We start from the raw sequence: 19215 nt of genomic DNA, 5'->3' as shown, positions 1-19215 counted from the left end.
GGCGTGAAACGAGAGGCCATTTCTGGCCTCTCGTAGCCTACTCCGAGGCCGTCTCGGCCTCGGTTGAGTCGTGACTTGGCGTGAAACGGGTGAGGGGCGAGCACCATTGGCGCTCGCCCCTCACCCGTTGATCCGCCAGCGAGATTAGTCGCCGCGCAGGATCGCGAGGATGCGCAGGATCTCGAGGTACAGCCAGATCAAGGTGACGGTCAGGCCAAACGCGGCCGACCAGCCGTAACGCTCGGGTACGCGGTTGCGCACGCCGTTCTGGATCAGCTCGAAGTCCATCACGAGGGAGTACGCGGCGAGAAGCACTGCCAGGCCGCCGATCAGCAGGCCGAGCGGAATGCCGAAGACGGTTGCGCCGCGCATGCCCCACGGGTCGTCGGTAGCGCCGAACATCATCATGCCCACGTTGACGAGCGAGAAGACGAGGTAGCCAACCATGGCGACCAGGAAGATCTTGGTCATCTTCGGGCTGGTGCGCACCTTGCCGCTGCGGAAGAGCAGGAGAGTGACACCGAAGACCGAGAAGGTGCCGATGATGGCCTGCGTGACGATGCCCGCCCACTGCGCTTCGAAGATGCCGGAGATGCCGCCCAGGAACAGGCCCTGCGCCGCGGCATAGCCCACGATGAGGGCAACATTCGGCTCTTTCTTGAAGGCGTTGACGAGACCCAGCACGAGCCCCACGAGCGCGCCCGGGATCATGAGGATCGGGACGAACCATCCGACCGCCGCGGTAGCGAGTACCACGATGAAGAGCATGACTGTCTTCGAGATCGTGTTCTCGTAGGTCATCGGCTTGTCGCTGCCCACAACGGGGGGCAGCTGTGCGCCGCCGGCGACAGGGGGGCTTGCCGGCTGATCTACGCCTGGCCGCTGCAGGGAGGCGGCTGGCTGGTCGTAAATGCGGCGCAACTCATCGGCAGTGAGGGTCTTGCCATTCAGCGCCGGGTTGTTGGATAGTGCGGGGTTACTCATTCGTCGGGCTCCTTTGCGGGGCGGACTGGATAATCCAACTCTATCTGGGCGTCCTTTTCTGCGGGCTGTGATTCTGCCGTGGCACGGGGTCGTTCGCTCTGAGCGTGCCGGGCGCCTCTTGCGTATGGTGTGCGCCGACCGGGCGCTACAGTTCCCTTATGCCTCACGACTCAGCACGCCCCGCAGCCCGAGACGCGGCCCGCAGTCCGCTCATCATCGGTCACCGGGGAGCCTCGGGGTACCGACCCGAGCACAGCCCCTCGGCCTATCGGCTCGCGTTCGCACAGGGGGTCGATGCGGTGGAACCCGACATCGTGGCGAGCCGGGATGGCGTGCTCGTCGTGCGTCACGAGAACGAAATTTCGGGCACCACTGACGTGGCCTCCCGACCCGAATTTGCAGAACGCCGCACCACCAAGACGGTGGACGGGGTGCGACTCACCGGCTGGTTCACCGAAGATTTCACTTGGGCCGAGCTGCAGACGCTGCGGTGCAGGGAACGTTTGCCCCGGCTGCGTTCCGAGAACACACGATTCGATGGGATCGAGCCCATTCTGAGGCTCTCTCAGGTGCTCGAGCTGATCGACGACGAGGGGCGGTCGCGGGGCACCAAGGTCGCGGCGGTGGTGGAGATCAAGCACGCCCACTATTTCCTCGGCATCGGTCACGACCTCGGTGAGCTTCTCATCGCCGAGCTTGAAGCGGCCGGGTGGGCCGACCGAGAAGACCAGCTCATCATCGAGAGTTTTGAGCTTGGCGTGCTCGACCGGTTGCAGGCGACCGGGGTGAAAGCTCAACTGGTGTTTCTCACTGAGACCAACGGCACTCCGGCCGATGAGGTGGCGCTCGGAACCGGCGCGCACAGCTGGCCCTGGTATCGCAGCGACGAGGGTCTTGATTTGCTCGTGGGGCGGGTGCACGGGATCAGTGTGGCGAAGGCTGATCTGTTGGCGTTCGATGGCCGTGGCCGGAAGACCGGTGCGACCGATCTGGTACAGCGCGCCCACGAGCGCGGTCTCATCGTGTACACCTGGACCCTGCGGCCCGAGAATGCGTACCTCAACGCGGCGCACACCCGGGCGGGCGGCAAGGGCGCAGCCGGGGACTGGCGCACCGAATGGGCGCAGGTGATCGCGACCGGAGTTGACGGAATCTTCGTCGACCATCCGGATCTTGCCCGAGGGTTGCTGACTTAGGCGCTCCGCTCGCCGACGAGATTCGCTTCCATGAGGGCGCGCAATGCGGTGCCGGAGGCACCGCGATCCACTGCGAAGGCGAGTTTGGCCAGCGCGGATTCGAGCGTCATGTCACCGCCATCGATCACGCCGGTCGCGGCCATCTGGCGGCCGACCGCGTAGCGTTCGAGGTCGATACCCCCGGTGGCGCACTGGGTGATGGCGACCACAGGAAGCCGCGCCGAGACATCACGCAACGCCTCCGTCATGCCCGGGCGCGACATCGGGGCGTTGCCGCTGCCATAACACTCGAGCACGAGGCCGTCGGGTCGTGCGCTCGCCGCCGCGCGCAGGTCGTCAGCGGTCACCCCGGGCACGAAGCGAAAACTCACCACGCGTGCCGATTCTGTGGGGGAGTGGTCTTCCCCGAAATCGAGGCGTGGAATGCCGGTGGCACCCGGCCCCAGCGGGCGCTCCGCGCGAAAGGCTTCGCGCGCGTCCGTTTGATACTTTGTGGCGCGTACCGCGGGAACGAGCGAACCACCAAAGGCCACCGATGCCGGAGCGGTCGAAGCCGCGCGTACCGCCGCCGAGATGGCGAGCGCGAGATTGGCGGGGGCATCGCTGCCCGGGGCTCCGTGTGGCAGTTGACTGCCCGTGATCACGACCGGTGCGCCCAGGTGCGCGAGTTCAAACGCGAGGCGCGCGCCGGTGTAGGCAAGCGTGTCGGTGCCGTGCGTGATCACCACGCCGCGAGGTCGGTGCGTGTTGATCCGCGCGCGGACGGCGCGTGCGATTCGGGGTGCCGTTTCGGCATCTGCGTTCGCGCTGTCGATGGGCGGAGTGAGATGGTTGATGCGAAAGTCCACTCCGCTCCTGGCGCAGATACCGGCGACGAGCGTTTCGAGGGCCTCCGGGAAGTCGGGGTCTGGAACGAGACCTCGACCAGAATCGTGCATCCCGATCGTGCCGCCGGTGGCGAAGACGAGAACTGAGGGGCGTTGAGAGGGGGGCATCCCTCCATTCTCTCGGACTTGTTGAGGTTCGTGTCGGTGGCGGCTTCTAGACTTAACCCACGATGAGTGACTTCGAACTGATTGCGCCAGATGGCACCAACCTCGACAGGCCTGGCGATGCCCGGGCCACCACAGGAAACGGTGGCGAAGACCCCCTGCTCGCCGGGCTCAACCCGCAGCAGCGACGGGCCGTGGAAGCGCGTGGGCAGGCACTGCTGATCGTTGCCGGGGCAGGCAGCGGCAAGACGCGTGTGCTCACGCACCGTATCGCACAGATCATTCGAAACAGGGAGGCCTGGCCAAGTCAGATCCTTGCGATCACCTTCACCAACAAGGCCGCCGCCGAGATGCGTGAGCGGGTACAAGAGCTGCTTGGCGACGCAGCCGAGGGCATGTGGATCTCGACCTTCCACTCGGCGTGCGTGCGCATTCTGCGCCGGGAGGCGGAGAAATTCGGCTACGTCTCCGGGTTCACAATCTACGACTCGGCCGATTCGAGAGCCCTGCTCAAGCGCTTGATCAAAGACTTGGAGGCCGATACCTATGGCTTCACCCCCGCGAACACCGGTGCCAAGATCTCGAAGCTGAAGAACGAGCTCGCCGACGCCGACTCGTATGCTTCGACCGCAAGTTCGAGCGATCCTCGAGACCGGCTCTTTGTCGAGATCTTTCGCGGGTATGAGCAGGCACTCCGTAAAGCACATGCGTTCGACTTCGACGACCTCATTGGGCAGACGGTGCATCTCTTCCGATCCCACCCCGAGGTTGCCGCGGTCTACCAGCGCAGGTTTCGTCACCTCTTGGTCGATGAATACCAAGATACGAACCACGCACAGTATTCGCTGATTCGCGAGTTGACCCTGCCCGTCGAGAGTTCTCTAGCGGATCGCCTCCAGCCGCCCGTGCGGGAGTCGGAGGTAGATGCGACTGGCCGGATTCCTGGGGCGAGTCTCACGGTGGTGGGTGACAGCGACCAATCGATCTACGCGTTCCGTGGCGCCGACATTCGCAACATAGTGGAGTTCGAGCGCGACTTTGCCGACGCCGAGGTCGTCAAGCTGGAGCAAAACTATCGCTCGACGCAGAACATCTTGAGCGCCGCAAACGCGGTGATCGGCAATAACTTCGACCGTCAGGAGAAGAACCTCTGGACCGCGGAGGGGGATGGCGAGAAGATCATCGGGTTCACCGGCTATTCGCAGCACGACGAGGCGCGATTTGTGGCGGAGGAGATCGAAGACCTCCACCGATCCGGCATGGCGTACGGTGACATTGCCGTGTTCTACCGCACCAATTCCCAGACGCGTGCGTTGGAAGAGCTCCTCATTCGATCCGCCGTCCCGTACCGTGTGCTCGGCGGCACGAAGTTCTACGATCGCGCCGAAATCAAAGATGCCATGGCGTATCTCACGAGTCTCGCAAACCCATACGACCCGATTTCGTGGTCGCGACTCATCGCGACCCCCAAACGAGGAATTGGTCCGATGGCAGAGGCGCAACTCGCCAACTTCCAGGAGGCTGAGGGCATCTCGTTTCATGACGCGATGTTGCGTGCCGACGATCTCGGGTTCGGGCCGAAGGTGCGCGGGTCGATCCTCGCCCTCGGCGATCTCTTGCTTCGGGCCGCGCGCATGGCGGCCGGGGGAGGCGGCACGGACGACACGGCCTCACCCAAGCAACCGGCGCCGGTGGCTGACGTGCTGAAGCTGCTGCTTGATGAAACGCAGATGATTGAGCGACTCCGGGAAAAGCGCGATCCGCAAGACGAGGCGCGAGCGGAGAACCTGGAAGAACTCGTTGCGGTTGCCCGTGAATTTGACGTCAAGAATCCGGGCGCGGGGCTGCTCGAATTTCTCACACAGGTGAGTCTCGTGGCTGCGGCTGACGACCTTGACGATGCGAGCGGAACGGTGTCGCTCATGACGCTGCACACCGCCAAGGGGCTCGAGTACCCGGCGGTGTTCATCACCGGGGTCGAGGAAGGCCTGCTGCCTCACCAGATGTCGGTCGATGAGGTCGGTGGTATCAGTGAAGAGCGGCGCCTGATGTATGTCGGCATTACGCGGGCGCGCAGGTTGCTGTACGTCACGCTGGCAAGCACCCGCGCCACCTACGGCGACATCTCGGTGGCGATGCCCTCGCGTTTCCTGCAAGAGATTCCTGAGGGGCTCATTCAATGGCGGCAGTCGCCAGGCGAGGTGACGGGGCGCGGGGGCACCGAATCCCGGGCACTCAATGCCCCGCGATATTCAGCCTCGGGTGGCCGAAACCCGCGGCAAGTCGGCGGGCGAGGAAGCGATTCGTCGGTCTCGTTTGGTGGCGGATCCGCATCCTCCAGGGGCCTAGCTGGCTCCGCGACTGTCTCGGAACCAGCCAGTGGAAACATGCAGTCGGCGCTTGATAAGTGGCGCGAACGTAAGCGTCTGGCGAAGGAGTCGCAGCGCTCCGGAGCGGGCTTCCCCAATCTGATCGGCCCTGGCGCGCGCGACAACGGCGATCTGCACCTGGTAGCAGGAGACCTGATCCGCCATGAGGAATACGGGGATGGTCGTGTGACCGCAGTGACCGGTGAGGGGTCGAAACAAGTCGCTCACGCGGTGTTTGAGTCTGTTGGCGAAAGAAAGCTGTTGATCAAGCTTTCCCCCATTGAAAAACGATGACTTTCCTCAGGTAATTTCACCGAAGTGCATGGCAAAGTGTTTCCCAGAGTGTCGTTCGTGCGTGTTAGGCTGCGCATAATTGTGATCTGGGGCTGGTCATTTCGACTGCATGCACCTGCGATGTGCGGCTCGGAGGCATACGCAAGGCGTCTGAGGTGGCTGAAGACAAGAACGGTGTAAGCAGAGACGTGCTGAATAGTGCCGCAGAATCCCGTGATGAGTTGGGGCGAGGTGAGCGAGGCCCCAGCTCCGCTTTTCGAGCCCGGCAGGATTCGCATTCCTTGTTTCTCATTGCCGCCGGCATTCTGCTTGCGTCTACGCTCGTCTTCGATTTTCTGCTCCATCGCGAAGACCTGGATCCCGTGGTGCTCTCGATACTCATGTTCGTTGCCTTGGCTCTTGGCACTTTCGCGGTGATTCTAGGGAAAAACTTTCCGCATTCGCTCGGGCTGTGCTGCGTCGCAGTGCTTGCTCTCGCAAGCGTGTACTTCATCAGTCCCCTCGGTGATGAACAGTCGGCGGTGTCGAGCATGCAAGAACTGCCCATTCTGGCGCTCTACCTCGCGTGGTTTGTGAGGCGCCCACTTAACCGGGCGCTCCTGTTGGCAAGTCTGGCGCTTATCGCACTGATGATGCTTTACAACCCGGAATTCCATTTCGCCGGTAACCTCGGGGTTGCCGTGGCGATTCAGGCGATCATAGCCACGGTTTTCTGCTTCGAGGTCGGCCAAGCGCTTTGGCGCCGGTCAGAGCACGAGGTCACCACCGATGCACTCACCGGAGCCCTAAACCGCTCAGGTTTCATGAAGCAGCTCCAAGAGGAGATCGCGCGATCATTGCGGTTCAACAGCCCACTCACTCTCGTGGTGATTGACTTTGACTACTTCAAGCAGTTGAACGACCGTGGCGGGCATGCGGCGGGTGACCAGGCTCTCATCGACACGGTGCAGCTCTGGAAAATGGGTCTGCGGTCTCGAGATCTCATTGGTCGCACCGGCGGCGACGAGTTTGCGATCCTGTTGGACCGCACGGATGCCACTGCTGCCCAGCAAACGATGACTCGTCTGCGGGAGCGATCTCCGCACGCGTGGTCGTGGGGAGTGAGCCAGGCTCGGGAGGGCGACACCATTGAGTCGATGTTTGACCGAGCGGATCAGAAGCTCTACACGGTGAAGCGAGCGAGAGCGTGAACCGCAGCGGAGATGCCGGCCGGATTGTCGTCCTGGCGCAGCGCGTGCGCGATTTAGGCGTGCGACTGGCGCGTCGGCAGTCGGACTTCTCTGCGGTCAGCGCCGTCCTCACAGCGGCCTTGGCGCTCACGCTTCTGATCGAGGTTGTGGTCGGTCACGCCCATCTTGATCGACTGGTCGTGCTGTGCTGCCTCATCGGTTTTGCGCTCCTCAGTGTGATCCCACTTTGGGCAGGTCGGCGCTATCCTGGCTGGGCAGGGATCGCCGTGACCAGCGCGCTCGCGCTGTGGTCTGGCTCTTTCGTTTTCCAGACTACCCACGCGCACACCGAGCTCAGTGCGCTGATTGAGCTCACCATGATTGCGCTGTACTTGGGGTGGTTTTACCGGCCAGCGTTGGCCAGGAGCGCGTTGCTCTTCAACGTGCTCGTGATTCTCGGGGCACTGCTCTGGCGCCCCGAGCCTGCCTCGAGTGGTTATTCCTCGGCAGTAGCCTTTGCCTACGCGGTGATTGTCTCGGTCTTCTGTCTGGAGGCCGGATCCTACTTGCGCCGGCGAGCCCTAGCTCGCGCGAGTTTCGATCCGCTGACTGGGGTGCTGAACCGTCGGGGTCTGGCCCGACGCGCGAAACGGATGATCGCAGAGGCGCATCGATCCGGCGCTCCGCTCACGGTTGCGGTGGTTGACTTCGACGACTTTAAGGCGGTCAACGACGAGGGTGGACACGCTGCGGGGGATCGTGCGCTGCGCGCCACGGCGAACGTCTGGGTGACGGGCCTGGGCAAAAATGATCTGGTGGCAAGGACTGGCGGGGACGAATTCTTACTCCTGATCCACGCGGATCGGGAAACGGCGCATGCTCGGCTGCAAGAGATTGCACTCGATGCCCCCTACCCCTGGACCTGGGGGCTCACCCAACTGCGCAAGGAAGACACGTTGGATGATCTCATGTCACGGGCAGACAGCCGAATGTACGACGCGAAGGATCAGCGCGAGCCGGGCCATCACTAGGCAAGTTCAGCTGCCGCATCGCGGGTGGTAGGCTGTTGAACTGGTCGAACTATCTCGACATCGAGACTTTTCAGCCACGCCAAATCACTCCCAACACTCTAAGGAATGCACGTGGATCTGTACGAGTACCAGGCACGCGATCTGTTCGAGAAACACGGGGTGCCGGTGCTTGCCGGCATCATCGCAGACACTCCGGAGGAGGTGCGTGCGGCGGCCGAGAAGATCGGCGGCGTCGTTGTGGTCAAAGCCCAGGTGAAGACCGGTGGCCGCGGCAAGGCTGGCGGCGTCAAGGTCGCGAAGACTCCCGACGAGGCGTTTGCCGCGGCTGAGTCGATTCTCGGTCTGGACATCAAGGGTCACGTTGTGAAGCGCGTGATGGTTGCAGCTGGCGCTGACATCGCGCAGGAGTTCTACTTCTCCGTCTTGCTCGACCGCGCGAACCGCTCGTACCTGTCGCTGTGTTCGGTTGAAGGCGGCATGGAAATCGAGCAACTTGCAGTGGAGAAGCCGGAGGCGCTGGCGCGCATCGAGGTGGATCCGATCGTTGGGATCGATGCCGTGAAGGCCGAAGAGATCGCTCGTGCGGCGAACTTTCCCGAAGAGCTCGTCGGCAAGGTCGTCCCGGTCTTCCAGAAGCTCTACGAGGTGTACACGAAGGAAGACGCGACGCTTGTCGAGGTGAACCCTCTCGTGCTCACCGGCGCCGGTGAGATTGTGGCACTCGACGGCAAGATTTCGCTCGATGAAAACGCGGCATTCCGTCAGCCAGGTCATGAGGAGCTGACCGATAAGGCAGCTGAAGATCCGCTCGAGGCCAAGGCCAAGGCGCAGGATCTGAACTACGTGAAGCTCGACGGAGAGGTCGGGGTCATCGGAAACGGTGCCGGGCTTGTCATGTCGACGCTTGATGTGGTCGCCTACGCGGGCGAAAACCACGGCGGCGTGAAGCCCGCCAACTTCCTCGACATTGGGGGCGGTGCCTCAGCCGAGGTCATGGCTGCGGGCCTTGACGTGATTCTGGGTGATCCTCAGGTGAAGTCGGTCTTTGTGAACGTTTTCGGCGGCATCACCGCGTGCGACGCGGTAGCAAACGGGATCGTCGGTGCGCTCGCGAAACTCGGAGACGCGGCGAACAAGCCGCTGGTCGTGCGTCTCGACGGCAACAATGTCGAGGAGGGTCGACGGATCCTTGCAGAAGCCGCACACCCACTGGTGACACTGGCCGCCACGATGGACGAGGGCGCCGACAAGGCTGCCGAGCTGGCCAACGCCTGATCACCCACGAGACTGACGAGAGAGTAGAGATATGTCGATCTTCCTGAACAAGGATTCCAAGGTCATCGTGCAGGGCATCACCGGCGCGGAGGGCACGAAGCACACCGCACGTATGCTCGCAGCCGGTACCCAGATTGTGGGTGGTGTGAATGCTCGCAAGGCGGGCACCACCGTCTCGCACGTCGATGCATCAGGCAACGCGCTTGAGCTTCCGGTGTTCGCAACTGTCGCAGAGGCGATGGCCGCGACCGGTGCCGACACCTCGATTGCGTTCGTGCCGCCAGCCTTCACGAAGGATGCCGCGATCGAGGCTATCGACGCCGGAATCGGGCTTCTCGTGATCATCACCGAGGGCGTGCCGGTCAGAGATTCTGCGGAGTTGTGGGCTCACGCGAAGGCCACCGGCAACCAGACCCGAATCATCGGGCCAAACTGCCCCGGCATCATCACCCCGGGTGAGTCGCTTGCGGGCATCACGCCGGCAACCATTGCGGGCAAGGGCCCGATCGGTCTGGTGTCGAAGTCGGGCACACTGACGTACCAGATGATGTTCGAGCTGCGTGACCTGGGCTTCTCCACCGCGATCGGGATCGGGGGCGACCCCATCATTGGCACCACGCACATTGACGCGTTGGCGGCATTCGAAGCTGACCCCGAGACGCTTGCGATCGTGATGATCGGTGAGATCGGCGGCGACGCTGAGGAACGTGCAGCCGAGTTCATCAAGGCCAACGTGACGAAGCCGGTTGTCGGCTACGTTGCGGGCTTCACCGCCCCAGAGGGCAAGACGATGGGCCACGCCGGTGCGATCGTTTCGGGCTCTGCGGGAACGGCGCAGGCCAAGAAGGAAGCGCTTGAGGCTGCTGGCGTCAAGGTCGGCAAGACTCCGAGCGAGACCGCGCGGCTGTTGCGCGAGGTCTACGCCGCGCTGTAGTTGTCGCGAGTGGATCAGGGAGGCGGGCACCAGCGGTGCCCGCCTCCCTTGCGTGTGAGCTGACGGTTGTCGGGATCGATCGGTAGCCTGGAGAGAATGAAAGCCACACTGACGGCGGTGATCGCCGCGATCGAAGCCGCTGCCATCGCACTCGCGGTGTTTGTTGCGGTCGGCATACCCGGCGTGCTGGTCTGGTGGCTCGCACTTGACCTGGCGGGTGACCCGAGCCAGGCGGTTGCGGGCATCGGCGGGGTGTGGCTGCTCGCACACCTCGTGCCCCTGACGTTTTCACTCACGCCCGACTCCGCACTGGCCCTCGGGCTCGAACCGCAGGCGCTGAGCTTCGTCATCTCGCTCGCGCCCTTGACGCTGTCGTTCCTCACGGCACTGTTGGCGTTCCGATCCGGGTGGCGCTTAGGCAATCGAGGCGGCAGTGGGGTGGCCGCACCACTGGGCGGTGCGGCGGGCTTCGCGGCGGCGGCAGGCGTCGTGGCGTTGATCGCGACACCAGTGGTCGCAGCACCTGTGTGGGTGGCAATACTGGTACCCGCACTCTGGTTTGGGGCGTGGTCGACGTGCGGTTTTGTTGCCCGCACAGCGGCGAGTGGGCATGACTGGTGGCGATCCGCTGTGCGTCAACTGCAGCGTCGACTCCAGCCGCTGAGCCCACTCGGTGCGGCAGTCCTCCCGACACGCGCGCGGGAAGTGGTGCGGCAGGCAGCCGCCAGCTTTGCGGCTCTGTTGGGCCTCGGCGCGCTCGGCCTCGCGGGCGCGATCGTGGTGGGATACGTCGAGATCGTGACCCTCAGCCAGGGGCTCCAACTGGATCTTTTGGCTAACCTGCTCGTCTTCTTGGCGCAACTTGCTGTGCTTCCGGTGGCGTGGGCTTGGGCGGTCGCGTGGTGTACCGGTGCTGGGTTCGCGATCGGAACGGGCACGTCGGTGACTCCCTTCGATACCCTCCTTGGGCCGTTGCCGTCTCTGCCGCTTCTGGGAGCGATTCCGCAGGCCTGGGGGAACGCGGGAGCGCTAGCTCCGGCACTCGTCGTGCTCGCTGGCGTGTTGGTGGGAGCGCTCGCCGGGGGCAGTCGCGAGTTTCGCCGTGTGCCACTGCTCTCTGCAATCCTGGTACCCGTGTTCGCTGCGGCGTTCACCGGGCTTGCGGTGGTGGGGTTCTCTGCGCTCGCTTCCGGGGCGATTGGGCCGGGCCGCCTCTCCGAAGTGGGCCCAGCGCCGTGGCTTGTCGGAGGTCTTGCTGCGGCTGAACTGGGGGCCGGGATCTTGTGTGGGGTGCTTGCCAGACGGATCGACCATGCCCGATTACTCGAGAGGGTTCCGCGGCTTCGCCTGGGCGAGCGTGAGAAGCCCACCGAGGCGGCTGACACGCTGCCCCTCACCCCGCTGGTGGTTACGCCCGTCGAAGAACCGGCCGTGTCGCAAGCGCCGACCTCTGCGCTGACGCCGGCTCCTGCCACCGAAATTTCGGCTGTGCCGATCCCGCCTTCGGACGAGAGCGACGAGGAGTCTCTCATGCGGGAATACGCATGGGAAAACGGGGCGCAGCGCATCGACTCGGCCACCCCGAGCGCCCGAACCTCGCGTTGGCGCCGCTGGTTGCCGAAGGGATAGACTGGCACTTCATCCACGGGAGCCCGATCGTCGACGGGCTGAGAGTGAACTGCGCGAGTTCTCACCGTTACACCTGATCTGGGTAATACCAGCGGAGGAAAGGAATCATATGATTACGCCTGCCCACAATGAACAATTGACGCGCACGAGTCGCGTGCTGGGGGTATCGGGGCGATCGTCGAGCACCGGCACCGGCACCCGCGCGGCAGGGCGCCGGGTCGCGCACCTCACGGTTGCAGCGACTCTCGGCCTGACACTCGCGGGGTGCGCTGGAGGAGCGACCGACACCGGATCCACTGATGCATCGCGCACCGTCACGCTGGTGACACACGAGTCTTTTCCAGGAGACGCTTTCGCAGCGGCTGCCAGCGTGGCCACGGGATACGAGGTCGAGGTCATCACCGCCGGTGACGGCGGCGAGCTGACCAACAAGCTGGTGCTGACGCAGGGTGCACCGATCGCCGACGCGTTCTTTGGTGTCGACAACGTATTTGCCTCCAGACTGGTTGACCACAACGTTGTAGAGCCCTACCTCTCGGAGGCATTGCCCGCGCGGGCGGCGGAATTTGCGGTAGACGGCGTCGGCTCGCTCAGCCCCGTGACCTTGGGTGCGACCTGCGTCAACATCGATCCTGCGTGGTTCGCCGAGCGGGGTCTCACCGAGCCCGAGGGCTATGACGACCTGACCGATCCCGCCTATGCGGGGCTGACGGTGCTGCTCGACCCGACCTCCTCGTCAACAGGCGCATCCTTCCTTGTCGGCACGGTCGCGGCTTTCGGTAAAGACGGGTTCGCGGAGTATTGGGCGAGCCTTGCCGACAACGGTGTGCGCATCGAACAGGGGTGGACTGAGGCCTACAACGGCCAGTTCACGCAGGGCGGCGGCGAAGGCACCTTCCCGATTGTGCTCTCGTACAGTTCCTCGCCCGCCTGGACGGTCACCGAAGACGGCGCAGCCACAACAACCCGAGCGTTGCTCGATACCTGCTCGTCGCAGGTCGAGTATGCGGGTGTTCTGGCTGGCGCCGAGAACCCGGAGGGTGCCCGCGCAGTGGTCGACTACCTGCTGTCTCGCGAGTTTCAAGACACGATCGCCGACACCATGTACGTATACCCGGTCGATCCCGAAGCGTATGTGCCCGACGACTGGCAGCAGTTCGCTCCGATGCCCGAGGCACCGAACGACCTGACTCCGGCTGAGATTGGGGCCGGGCGAGAAACCTGGTTGAAGGCGTGGAGCGAAGCGACGGGCTGGTAGCAGGGCCGCGCGCCGCCGCGGCGAGATGGCCCGGCCGATGTGGTTGGGCCATCGCCGCGGCGCTACCCCTGGGTTTTCTCGCCCTCTTCTTTGTGTGGCCGGTTCTCGCGCTCGTGGCAACTGGCCTGTTCGACAGTGGATCGCCCGGTGCTGTGGCACCGGGTTCGGTGTTCGCTGAACCGCGCACCTGGCGTGTCATTGGTCAGACTCTGACGCAGGCACTCCTCGGCACCGCGCTGTCGGTGCTGCTTGGCCTGCCTGCCGCCTTTGTCCTGTACCGGCTAGAGTTTCGCGGGCAGTCGATGCTGCGCGGGCTGGCTACCGTTCCGTTCGTGCTGCCCACCGTGGTCGTCGGCGTGTCCTTCACGGCGCTCCTGGGCCCAGGAGCGCCGCTTTCCTGGCTGGGCCTTGATCAGACGCTCACCGCAATCGTGCTGGCGCTCGCGTTCTTCAACGTGACGGTGGTATTGCGCACCGTGGGCGGCTTCTGGGCACAGCTCGATCCCAGGCCCGAGGAGGCGGCGCGCATGCTGGGTGCCGCACCCGTGCGAGTGTTCCTGACAATCACCCTGCCGGCCCTCGCCCCAGCGATCGCGTCCGCGGCCGCACTGGTGTTCCTGTTCTGCGCAACATCGTTTGGGGTCGTGCTCATCTTGGGGGGGCGTCAGTTCTCCAACATCGAGACCGAAATCTATCGCCTGACCGTGCAATTCCTCGACCTGCGATCGGCGGCGACGCTCTCGATCGTTCAGTTTGCGATCGTTGCCGCGGTGCTGTTGCTCTCCGCCAGGCTGCGCAAAGGGCGAGATCGGGCCGTGGCGCTTCGTTACACGAGGCGAGGAGCCATCCGTCCCACGCGCGCCCACGCGCCCGCGATTGCGGTGTTTGCGGCGACAGTGTTGGGCCTGCACGTGTTGCCGATCCTCGCCCTCGTATGGCGTTCGCTTCGGGGCGTAGATGGCTCTCTGAGTTTGGAACACTATGCACACCTGCTCTCGCCACCGGAAGGCTCGCGGCTGGACGGTACCGTCTTCGACGCAGTGTGGCTGTCTCTGCAGACGGCGACCGCGGCAACCGCGATCGCGATGGTGCTGGGCGTGCTCACGGCGCTCGTCGCGTCGCGCCAGCCGCGCAGCCCGCACCTGCGCTGGGCCACACGCACCTTCGACGGTTTTGTCATGCTGCCACTCGGGGTCTCGGCCGTGACCCTCGGATTCGGTCTGCTCCTCACGATGCACGCCCCGCTCGGCATCGGCTTCGATCTCCGCACCTCGGTGGTGCTGATCCCAATCGCCCAGGCGTTGATCGCTCTGCCACTCGTGGTGCGCACGCTGCTGCCCGTGCTGCGCGGCATCGACCCTCGATTGCGCCAAGCCGCAGCCACGCTGGGAGCCTCCCCGCTACGGATTTTGGCGACCATCGATCTGGCGATGCTTGGGCGCTCCGCGGGCCTCGCCCTCGGGTTTGCGTTCGCGACATCGCTCGGCGAGTTCGGGGCCACGGCCTTCCTGGTTCGCCCGGGTGACCAGACGCTCCCGGTGGTCATTGCTCAGCTCATCGGCCAACAGGGGGCCGAGAACTACGGCATGGCGCTCGCCGCGGCGGTGGTGCTTGGGGCTTTGACCGCAGGCGTCATGCTGGTTGCCGAGCGGTGGCGTGGTGAGGTGGCAGGAGAATGGTGAGCATGACAGAACGAACGGCGACCGAAGCGGGGCTTGATGTCCGCGAGGTAACGGTGCGCCACATGGCATCGTCCCGAGGTGAATCTGGTGGACCCGCCGCGGTCTCAGGTGTCACATTCTCAGTGGATCGTGGGGAGGTCGTGGCGCTTCTCGGCCCGAGTGGGTGCGGCAAATCGACGCTGCTACGGGCCATCGCTGGGCTACAGCCGCTGAGCGGAGGCTCGGTGCAGTGGTCGGGCGACGACCTGGCACGCGTGCCGCCGCATCAGCGAGGGTTCGGGCTCATGTTCCAGGATGCACAACTCTTCGCGCATCTCTCGGTGGCGAAGAACGTCGCGTACGGCCTCAGTGCGCAGCGCGTGCCCCGTGCGGATCGCGCCGCTCGGGTGGCCGAGCTCCTCGAACTGGTCGGGCTCCCGTCATCTGGCGAGCGGCCGGTGACGGAGCTCTCGGGTGGGGAACAGCAACGGGTTGCACTCGCACGCTCACTCGCGCCCAGGCCGCGGCTGCTCATGCTCGACGAGCCGCTCTCGGCGCTTGATCGTGGGCTTCGGGATCGGCTGGGGGAAGACCTTGCGCGCGTGCTGCGTGCCACCTCGACCACAGCGATTCTCGTCACCCACGATGAGTCGGAAGCCGCCGCAATCGCCGACCGCACGCTGCGGATGCGCGCGGGAAAACTCGTTGATTCGTGAGGCCTGAGTCGACCGCGCGGCGCGTTCTCGCCCAAGGAGGAGCCCTCGTTCCGGCCGTGATTCTGCTCGACGGGCGCTCCGGCTCGGGAAAGACGGTGCTCGCAGAATCGCTGTGCGCGTTGTCGCAGGGCACCATCCTGCACCTTGATGATCTCTACCCGGGTTGGGACGGACTTTCTGCGGGGTCGAGAGCCGTGGCGACGGCCCTGCAGACGGGAACCTATAGCCGCTTCGACTGGGACTCGATGCAATCCGCCGAGCAGATGTCGCTCTGCCGGCACGGCCCGCTCATCGTCGAAGGGTGTGGTGCGGTGACCGCGCGAAACCTGCACGCAGCTCGTGCATGGGCAGCGGGTTCGCCCGTGCACAGCATCTGGCTAGAGTGTCCCACGGATGTTCGTCAGGCGCGCGCACTCTCACGAGACGGTGATATGTTTCGGCCGCACTGGGAGGCCTGGGCCTCGCAGGAGGAGGCACACCTTGCGGTCGAGCGTCCGCTCGCGCTCGCAGCCGAGGTGATTCACTGCCGGTAGACTGGTGTGGTGCTGAAAATCGCGGTCCTCATCTCCGGTGGGGGCAGTAATCTCAAAGCGCTGCTTGACGCGGCGGCGGAGCCGGGGTTTCCCGCTCGCATCGTCGCGGTCGGTAGCGACACGCAGGCGACCGGTCTCGCCTACGCGCAGGCCGCGGGAGTGCCCACCTTCGTTGTTCGACCGAGCGATTACGGCTCGCGCGAGGAATGGGGCCAGGTGCTCGCGGCGGCCCTGCAAGAGCACGGCGTGGGCACGGGCCCAGATCCGGGCCTCGTGGTCAGCGCTGGTCTCATGCGCGTTCTTCCCGCTGGCTTCGTACGGCTGTTCTCGCCCCGCCTCATCAACACCCACCCCGCCCTCCTCCCGCTGTTTCCCGGCGCTCACGCCGTGCGTGACGCGCTCGCCGCGGGGGAAACGGAGACGGGGGTCACGGTGCACGTCATTGACGAGGGCGTTGATACCGGCCCAGTGCTCAGACAGGCTCGAGTGGCCATCCTCCCCGGCGAGACCGAGGCGGACCTGCACGAGCGCATCAAACAGATCGAACGGCCGCTCCTCGTTGAGACCGTGCGCGAGATCGCCGAGGGCATCCTCGTGCTTCCCGGCGAGCTCGGCTGACGCCGATTCACTCCCGATTCACCCATCCGACAGTCGATCACCCGAGAAGCGGCAGCTGCCGCGTCACGAAGGAGCCCTTTCATGGCAGTTCAGAGCCACGACCCCAGCCTGTACGAGCACCGCGACACCGTGCCGGTGCGCCGGGCACTGATTTCTGTCAGCGACAAGTCGGGCCTGCTCGAACTTGCCTCGGCGCTCGCCGAATCGGGGGTCGAGATCGTGTCGACCGGTTCGACGGCACTGACGATTCGCGAGGCTGGGTATCCAGTCACCGATGTCGCCGAGGTGACTGGCTTCGCCGAGGCGCTTGACGGTCGCGTCAAGACGCTCCATCCGGCCGTCCACGCGGGCCTGCTCGCTGACCTGCGCCTGGCGGATCACCGCGCGCAGCTCGAACAGCTCGGGTTCGCGGCGTTCGAGCTCGTCGTGGTGAATCTGTATCCCTTCGAGCAGACGGTCGCCGCGGGCAAGCCTGCCGCTGACGTGATCGAGAACGTCGACATCGGGGGCCCCGCGATGGTGCGCGCGACCGCCAAGAATCATCCCAACGCGGCGATCGTTGTCTCGCCCGCGCGATATGACGAGGTGATTGCCGCCATCCGTGCGGGAGGCACAACGCTTGCCCTGCGCCGCTCGCTCGCCACCGAGGCGTTTGTGCACACCGCGCAGTATGACGCGGCGGTCGCGAATTGGTTCCTCGATCAAGAAGATGGCGGCTGGGGCGAAGTCGTCGTCGATGTCGATGCCGAGGCCGATGCTTCGGTCGACAGTATCTTCGCCGAGAGCGATGGCTACGTCGGCTACGAAATGTTTGGCCTGCGCGAGCAGGTGCTGCGATACGGAGAAAACAGCCATCAGCGTGCGGCGCTCTTCAGCGAGACCGAAGGCGCGGGAATCGCGCAGGCGACACAGCTGCACGGCAAGGAAATGTCGTACAACAACTTTGTCGATGCCGATGCCGCGTTGCGCGCAGCCTTCGATCATGAGCGGCCGGCGGTCGCGATCATCAAGCACGCGAATCCCTGCGGTATCGCGGTCGCGCCCGAGGGTACTTCCGACCCGATCGCTGCGGCTCACGATCTCGCTCACGCCTGCGATCCGGTCTCAGCATTCGGGGGAGTCATTGCGGCGAACCGCATCGTGACGGCGAAGATGGCAGAAACCGTCGCCGAAATCTTCACCGAGGTGGTGGTCGCGCCCGGATTCGAGCCCGAAGCCCTTGCGATCCTGACCCAGAAGAAAAACGTGCGACTGCTGGTGCTGCCCGCGGACTTCGCTCCGAACCCGGTTGAGCTACGTCAGGTTTCCGGTGGCTTCCTGCTGCAAGACGCAGACCGCGCCTTTGCCGCGGCGAGCGAGTGGCAGCTGGCCGCCGGAGAAGCTGCTGATGCCCAGACACTCGCCGAGCTTGAGTTCGCGTGGCGCGCGTGTCGTGCGGTGAAGTCAAACGGCATCATCTTGACCGCGAACGGTGCCTCGGTGGGCGTCGGCATGGGCCAGGTCAACCGAGTTGACTCGTGCCGCCTCGCGGTGAGTCGTGCGGGTGAGCGCGCGAAGGGAGCGGTCGCCGCCTCAGATGCTTTCTTCCCCTTCGCGGATGGCCTGCAGGTGCTGCTCGACGCTGGCGTGCGCGCGGTGGTGCAGCCGGGCGGATCGGTGCGAGATGCCGAAGTGATCGAAGCGGCTGTGGCGGCTGGAGTGACCATGTACTTTACGGGCGAGCGGCACTTCTTCCACTAAGCCGGATAGCATTAACCTCATGGAAATTGTTAAGGGAATACTGGTCGTTCTACACATCGTCGGCTTCGCTGCCGTGTTCGGCAGCGTGATGGCTCAGATGCCTGCAGTGAAGCGTGGTCGTGCGATCATCACGAACGGGGTGATCCACGGCCTCAGCACCATGTTCGTCACGGGCCTGCTGCTCGTCGCAATGAAGTACATGCTTGACGAGCCGGTGAACAACTTCAAGATCACGGTCAAGCTCGCGGTGCTCATCGCGATGGTCGTCATCGTGCTGATCAACCGCAAGAAGGAGAGCGTTTCTGCGGGCGTGCTGGGCGCTGTTGCTGGCCTCAGCGTCGTCAACGTGGCACTCGCAGTGCTCTGGCACTAGTCGCACAGCACAGAGGGGGTGGATCACACAACGTGATCCACCCCCTCTGTGCTGTGCGCGGCTACTTGGTGCGCTCGAGCGTTCCGATCTCTTGCGAATCAGCGTTCATCACCGTCATCGTGTTGTCGTCGATGCGCGCCGTGGCGGCGTCAGACAACCAGGTGTCGACGCCCTCGCAGAACATCAGGGTGGAGCCCATGTCACCGAGTGTGACCGTGTCGCCCGACATCGTGTACGCGCCGAAGATGCCGTTGCAGCCGTCGGAGCCATTGAAGCTTCCGTCTGCTTCAAGAACGAGCCACGGCTCCCCGGTCACATTGGCGGTACCCCAGGTGCCCTGCGCCTTCGAGGTGTCGCCTGAGGCGCAGCCGACGAGGGTGAGAGCTGCGGCTGCGAAAGCGGCGGCGGTCAGCAGTGACCTGAGCGTGTGATTCATGTCCACA

Annotated in this window: 17 protein-coding genes and 1 riboswitch; of the genes, 14 read left to right on the top strand and 3 right to left on the bottom strand. The window is 64.5% G+C overall.

What is annotated here, in order from left to right; all coding sequences use genetic code 11:
- Window positions 1-144: 144 nt before the first annotated feature.
- The gene (locus tag ACR0R4_RS03275; protein WP_433645911.1) at window positions 145-984 is read right to left on the bottom strand and encodes a Bax inhibitor-1/YccA family protein; all 840 of its coding nucleotides are present in this window, start codon (window positions 982-984) and stop codon (window positions 145-147) included.
- A 158-nt stretch (window positions 985-1142) separates the two neighbouring features.
- On the opposite strand from ACR0R4_RS03275, the gene ACR0R4_RS03270 reads away from it, so the two are divergent.
- On the top strand, window positions 1143-2180 hold the full coding sequence (locus ACR0R4_RS03270; RefSeq protein ID WP_433645910.1) for a glycerophosphodiester phosphodiesterase family protein: 1038 nt from the start codon (window positions 1143-1145) through the stop codon (window positions 2178-2180).
- Here the strand turns inward: ACR0R4_RS03270 and ACR0R4_RS03265 are convergent.
- Window positions 2177-3175, bottom strand: coding sequence for an asparaginase (locus ACR0R4_RS03265; protein WP_433645909.1), 999 nt, complete (start codon window positions 3173-3175; stop codon window positions 2177-2179). The genes ACR0R4_RS03270 and ACR0R4_RS03265 overlap by 4 nt on opposite strands.
- A 62-nt stretch (window positions 3176-3237) precedes the next feature.
- Here ACR0R4_RS03265 and ACR0R4_RS03260 point away from each other — a divergent pair, with 62 nt between their 5' ends.
- The 13 genes from ACR0R4_RS03260 (at window position 3238) to ACR0R4_RS03200 (ending at window position 18772) form a co-directional block, all read left to right on the top strand.
- On the top strand, window positions 3238-5835 hold the full coding sequence (locus ACR0R4_RS03260) for an ATP-dependent helicase (protein WP_433645908.1): 2598 nt from the start codon (window positions 3238-3240) through the stop codon (window positions 5833-5835).
- Window positions 5836-5990: 155 nt separating this feature from the next.
- Window positions 5991-7025 carry a GGDEF domain-containing protein gene (locus ACR0R4_RS03255; protein WP_433645907.1) on the top strand — a complete coding sequence of 345 codons (1035 nt, stop codon included), beginning with the start codon at window positions 5991-5993 and terminating at the stop codon, window positions 7023-7025.
- Window positions 7022-8035 (top strand): GGDEF domain-containing protein, encoded by a 1014-nt coding sequence (locus tag ACR0R4_RS03250; RefSeq protein ID WP_433645906.1) that lies wholly within the window; start codon window positions 7022-7024, stop codon window positions 8033-8035. The genes ACR0R4_RS03255 and ACR0R4_RS03250 overlap by 4 nt, the downstream gene beginning before the upstream one ends.
- 111 nt (window positions 8036-8146) lie before the next feature.
- On the top strand, window positions 8147-9310 hold the full coding sequence (sucC, locus tag ACR0R4_RS03245; protein ID WP_433645905.1) for an ADP-forming succinate--CoA ligase subunit beta: 1164 nt from the start codon (window positions 8147-8149) through the stop codon (window positions 9308-9310).
- A 31-nt stretch (window positions 9311-9341) separates the two neighbouring features.
- Window positions 9342-10244 (top strand): succinate--CoA ligase subunit alpha, encoded by a 903-nt coding sequence (gene sucD, locus ACR0R4_RS03240; RefSeq protein WP_433645904.1) that lies wholly within the window; start codon window positions 9342-9344, stop codon window positions 10242-10244.
- A 96-nt stretch (window positions 10245-10340) separates the two neighbouring features.
- On the top strand, window positions 10341-11873 hold the full coding sequence (locus ACR0R4_RS03235) for a cell division protein PerM (protein WP_433645903.1): 1533 nt from the start codon (window positions 10341-10343) through the stop codon (window positions 11871-11873).
- A gap of 5 nt (window positions 11874-11878) precedes the next feature.
- Window positions 11879-11991: riboswitch (TPP riboswitch) on the top strand.
- An 18-nt stretch (window positions 11992-12009) separates the two neighbouring features.
- Window positions 12010-13131 carry a thiamine ABC transporter substrate-binding protein gene (locus ACR0R4_RS03230; RefSeq protein WP_433645902.1) on the top strand — a complete coding sequence of 374 codons (1122 nt, stop codon included), beginning with the start codon at window positions 12010-12012 and terminating at the stop codon, window positions 13129-13131.
- Entirely contained in the window at window positions 13107-14813 is a 1707-nt protein-coding gene (locus ACR0R4_RS03225) for an ABC transporter permease (RefSeq protein ID WP_433645901.1), read from the top strand. The genes ACR0R4_RS03230 and ACR0R4_RS03225 overlap by 25 nt, the downstream gene beginning before the upstream one ends.
- 2 nt (window positions 14814-14815) lie before the next feature.
- A complete protein-coding gene (locus ACR0R4_RS03220; protein WP_433645900.1) occupies window positions 14816-15508 on the top strand; it encodes an ABC transporter ATP-binding protein in 693 nt (230 codons plus the stop codon).
- Window positions 15505-16041: a nucleoside/nucleotide kinase family protein gene (locus tag ACR0R4_RS03215; protein ID WP_433645899.1), complete on the top strand. Its 537-nt coding sequence runs from the start codon at window positions 15505-15507 to the stop codon at window positions 16039-16041. Before ACR0R4_RS03220 ends, ACR0R4_RS03215 begins: the two co-directional genes overlap by 4 nt.
- Window positions 16042-16050: 9 nt before the next feature.
- The gene (purN, locus tag ACR0R4_RS03210) at window positions 16051-16659 is read left to right on the top strand and encodes a phosphoribosylglycinamide formyltransferase (protein WP_433645898.1); all 609 of its coding nucleotides are present in this window, start codon (window positions 16051-16053) and stop codon (window positions 16657-16659) included.
- An 81-nt stretch (window positions 16660-16740) separates the two neighbouring features.
- Complete coding sequence (gene purH, locus ACR0R4_RS03205; protein WP_433645897.1) at window positions 16741-18399, top strand: bifunctional phosphoribosylaminoimidazolecarboxamide formyltransferase/IMP cyclohydrolase; 1659 nt, start codon at window positions 16741-16743, stop codon at window positions 18397-18399.
- A gap of 19 nt (window positions 18400-18418) precedes the next feature.
- The gene (locus tag ACR0R4_RS03200) at window positions 18419-18772 is read left to right on the top strand and encodes a hypothetical protein (protein WP_433645896.1); all 354 of its coding nucleotides are present in this window, start codon (window positions 18419-18421) and stop codon (window positions 18770-18772) included.
- Window positions 18773-18833: 61 nt separating this feature from the next.
- Here the strand turns inward: ACR0R4_RS03200 and ACR0R4_RS03195 are convergent, their stop codons facing one another.
- Entirely contained in the window at window positions 18834-19208 is a 375-nt protein-coding gene (locus ACR0R4_RS03195) for an META domain-containing protein (protein ID WP_433645895.1), read from the bottom strand.
- Window positions 19209-19215: the final 7 nt, after the last annotated feature.

This window comes from Leucobacter fengyongliangi (assembly GCF_050971685.1).
Taxonomy (GTDB): domain Bacteria; phylum Actinomycetota; class Actinomycetes; order Actinomycetales; family Microbacteriaceae; genus Leucobacter.
Note: the sequence above shows the minus strand (reverse complement) of the source record. Positions and strands in the feature narration are given on the sequence as shown.

Excerpts from the sequence above, each read along its gene's own strand:
- ACR0R4_RS03275 (WP_433645911.1), bottom strand. The coding sequence starts at position 984 with ATGAGTAACCCCGCACTATCCAACAACCCGGCGCTGAATGGCAAGACC.
- ACR0R4_RS03270 (WP_433645910.1), top strand. The coding sequence starts at position 1,143 with ATGCCTCACGACTCAGCACGCCCCGCAGCCCGAGACGCGGCCCGCAGT.
- ACR0R4_RS03265 (WP_433645909.1), bottom strand. The coding sequence starts at position 3,175 with ATGCCCCCCTCTCAACGCCCCTCAGTTCTCGTCTTCGCCACCGGCGGC.
- ACR0R4_RS03260 (WP_433645908.1), top strand. The coding sequence starts at position 3,238 with ATGAGTGACTTCGAACTGATTGCGCCAGATGGCACCAACCTCGACAGG.
- sucD (WP_433645904.1), top strand. The coding sequence starts at position 9,342 with ATGTCGATCTTCCTGAACAAGGATTCCAAGGTCATCGTGCAGGGCATC.
- ACR0R4_RS03235 (WP_433645903.1), top strand. The coding sequence starts at position 10,341 with ATGAAAGCCACACTGACGGCGGTGATCGCCGCGATCGAAGCCGCTGCC.
- ACR0R4_RS03220 (WP_433645900.1), top strand. The coding sequence starts at position 14,816 with ATGACAGAACGAACGGCGACCGAAGCGGGGCTTGATGTCCGCGAGGTA.
- purH (WP_433645897.1), top strand. The coding sequence starts at position 16,741 with ATGGCAGTTCAGAGCCACGACCCCAGCCTGTACGAGCACCGCGACACC.
- ACR0R4_RS03200 (WP_433645896.1), top strand. The coding sequence starts at position 18,419 with ATGGAAATTGTTAAGGGAATACTGGTCGTTCTACACATCGTCGGCTTC.
- ACR0R4_RS03195 (WP_433645895.1), bottom strand. The coding sequence starts at position 19,208 with ATGAATCACACGCTCAGGTCACTGCTGACCGCCGCCGCTTTCGCAGCC.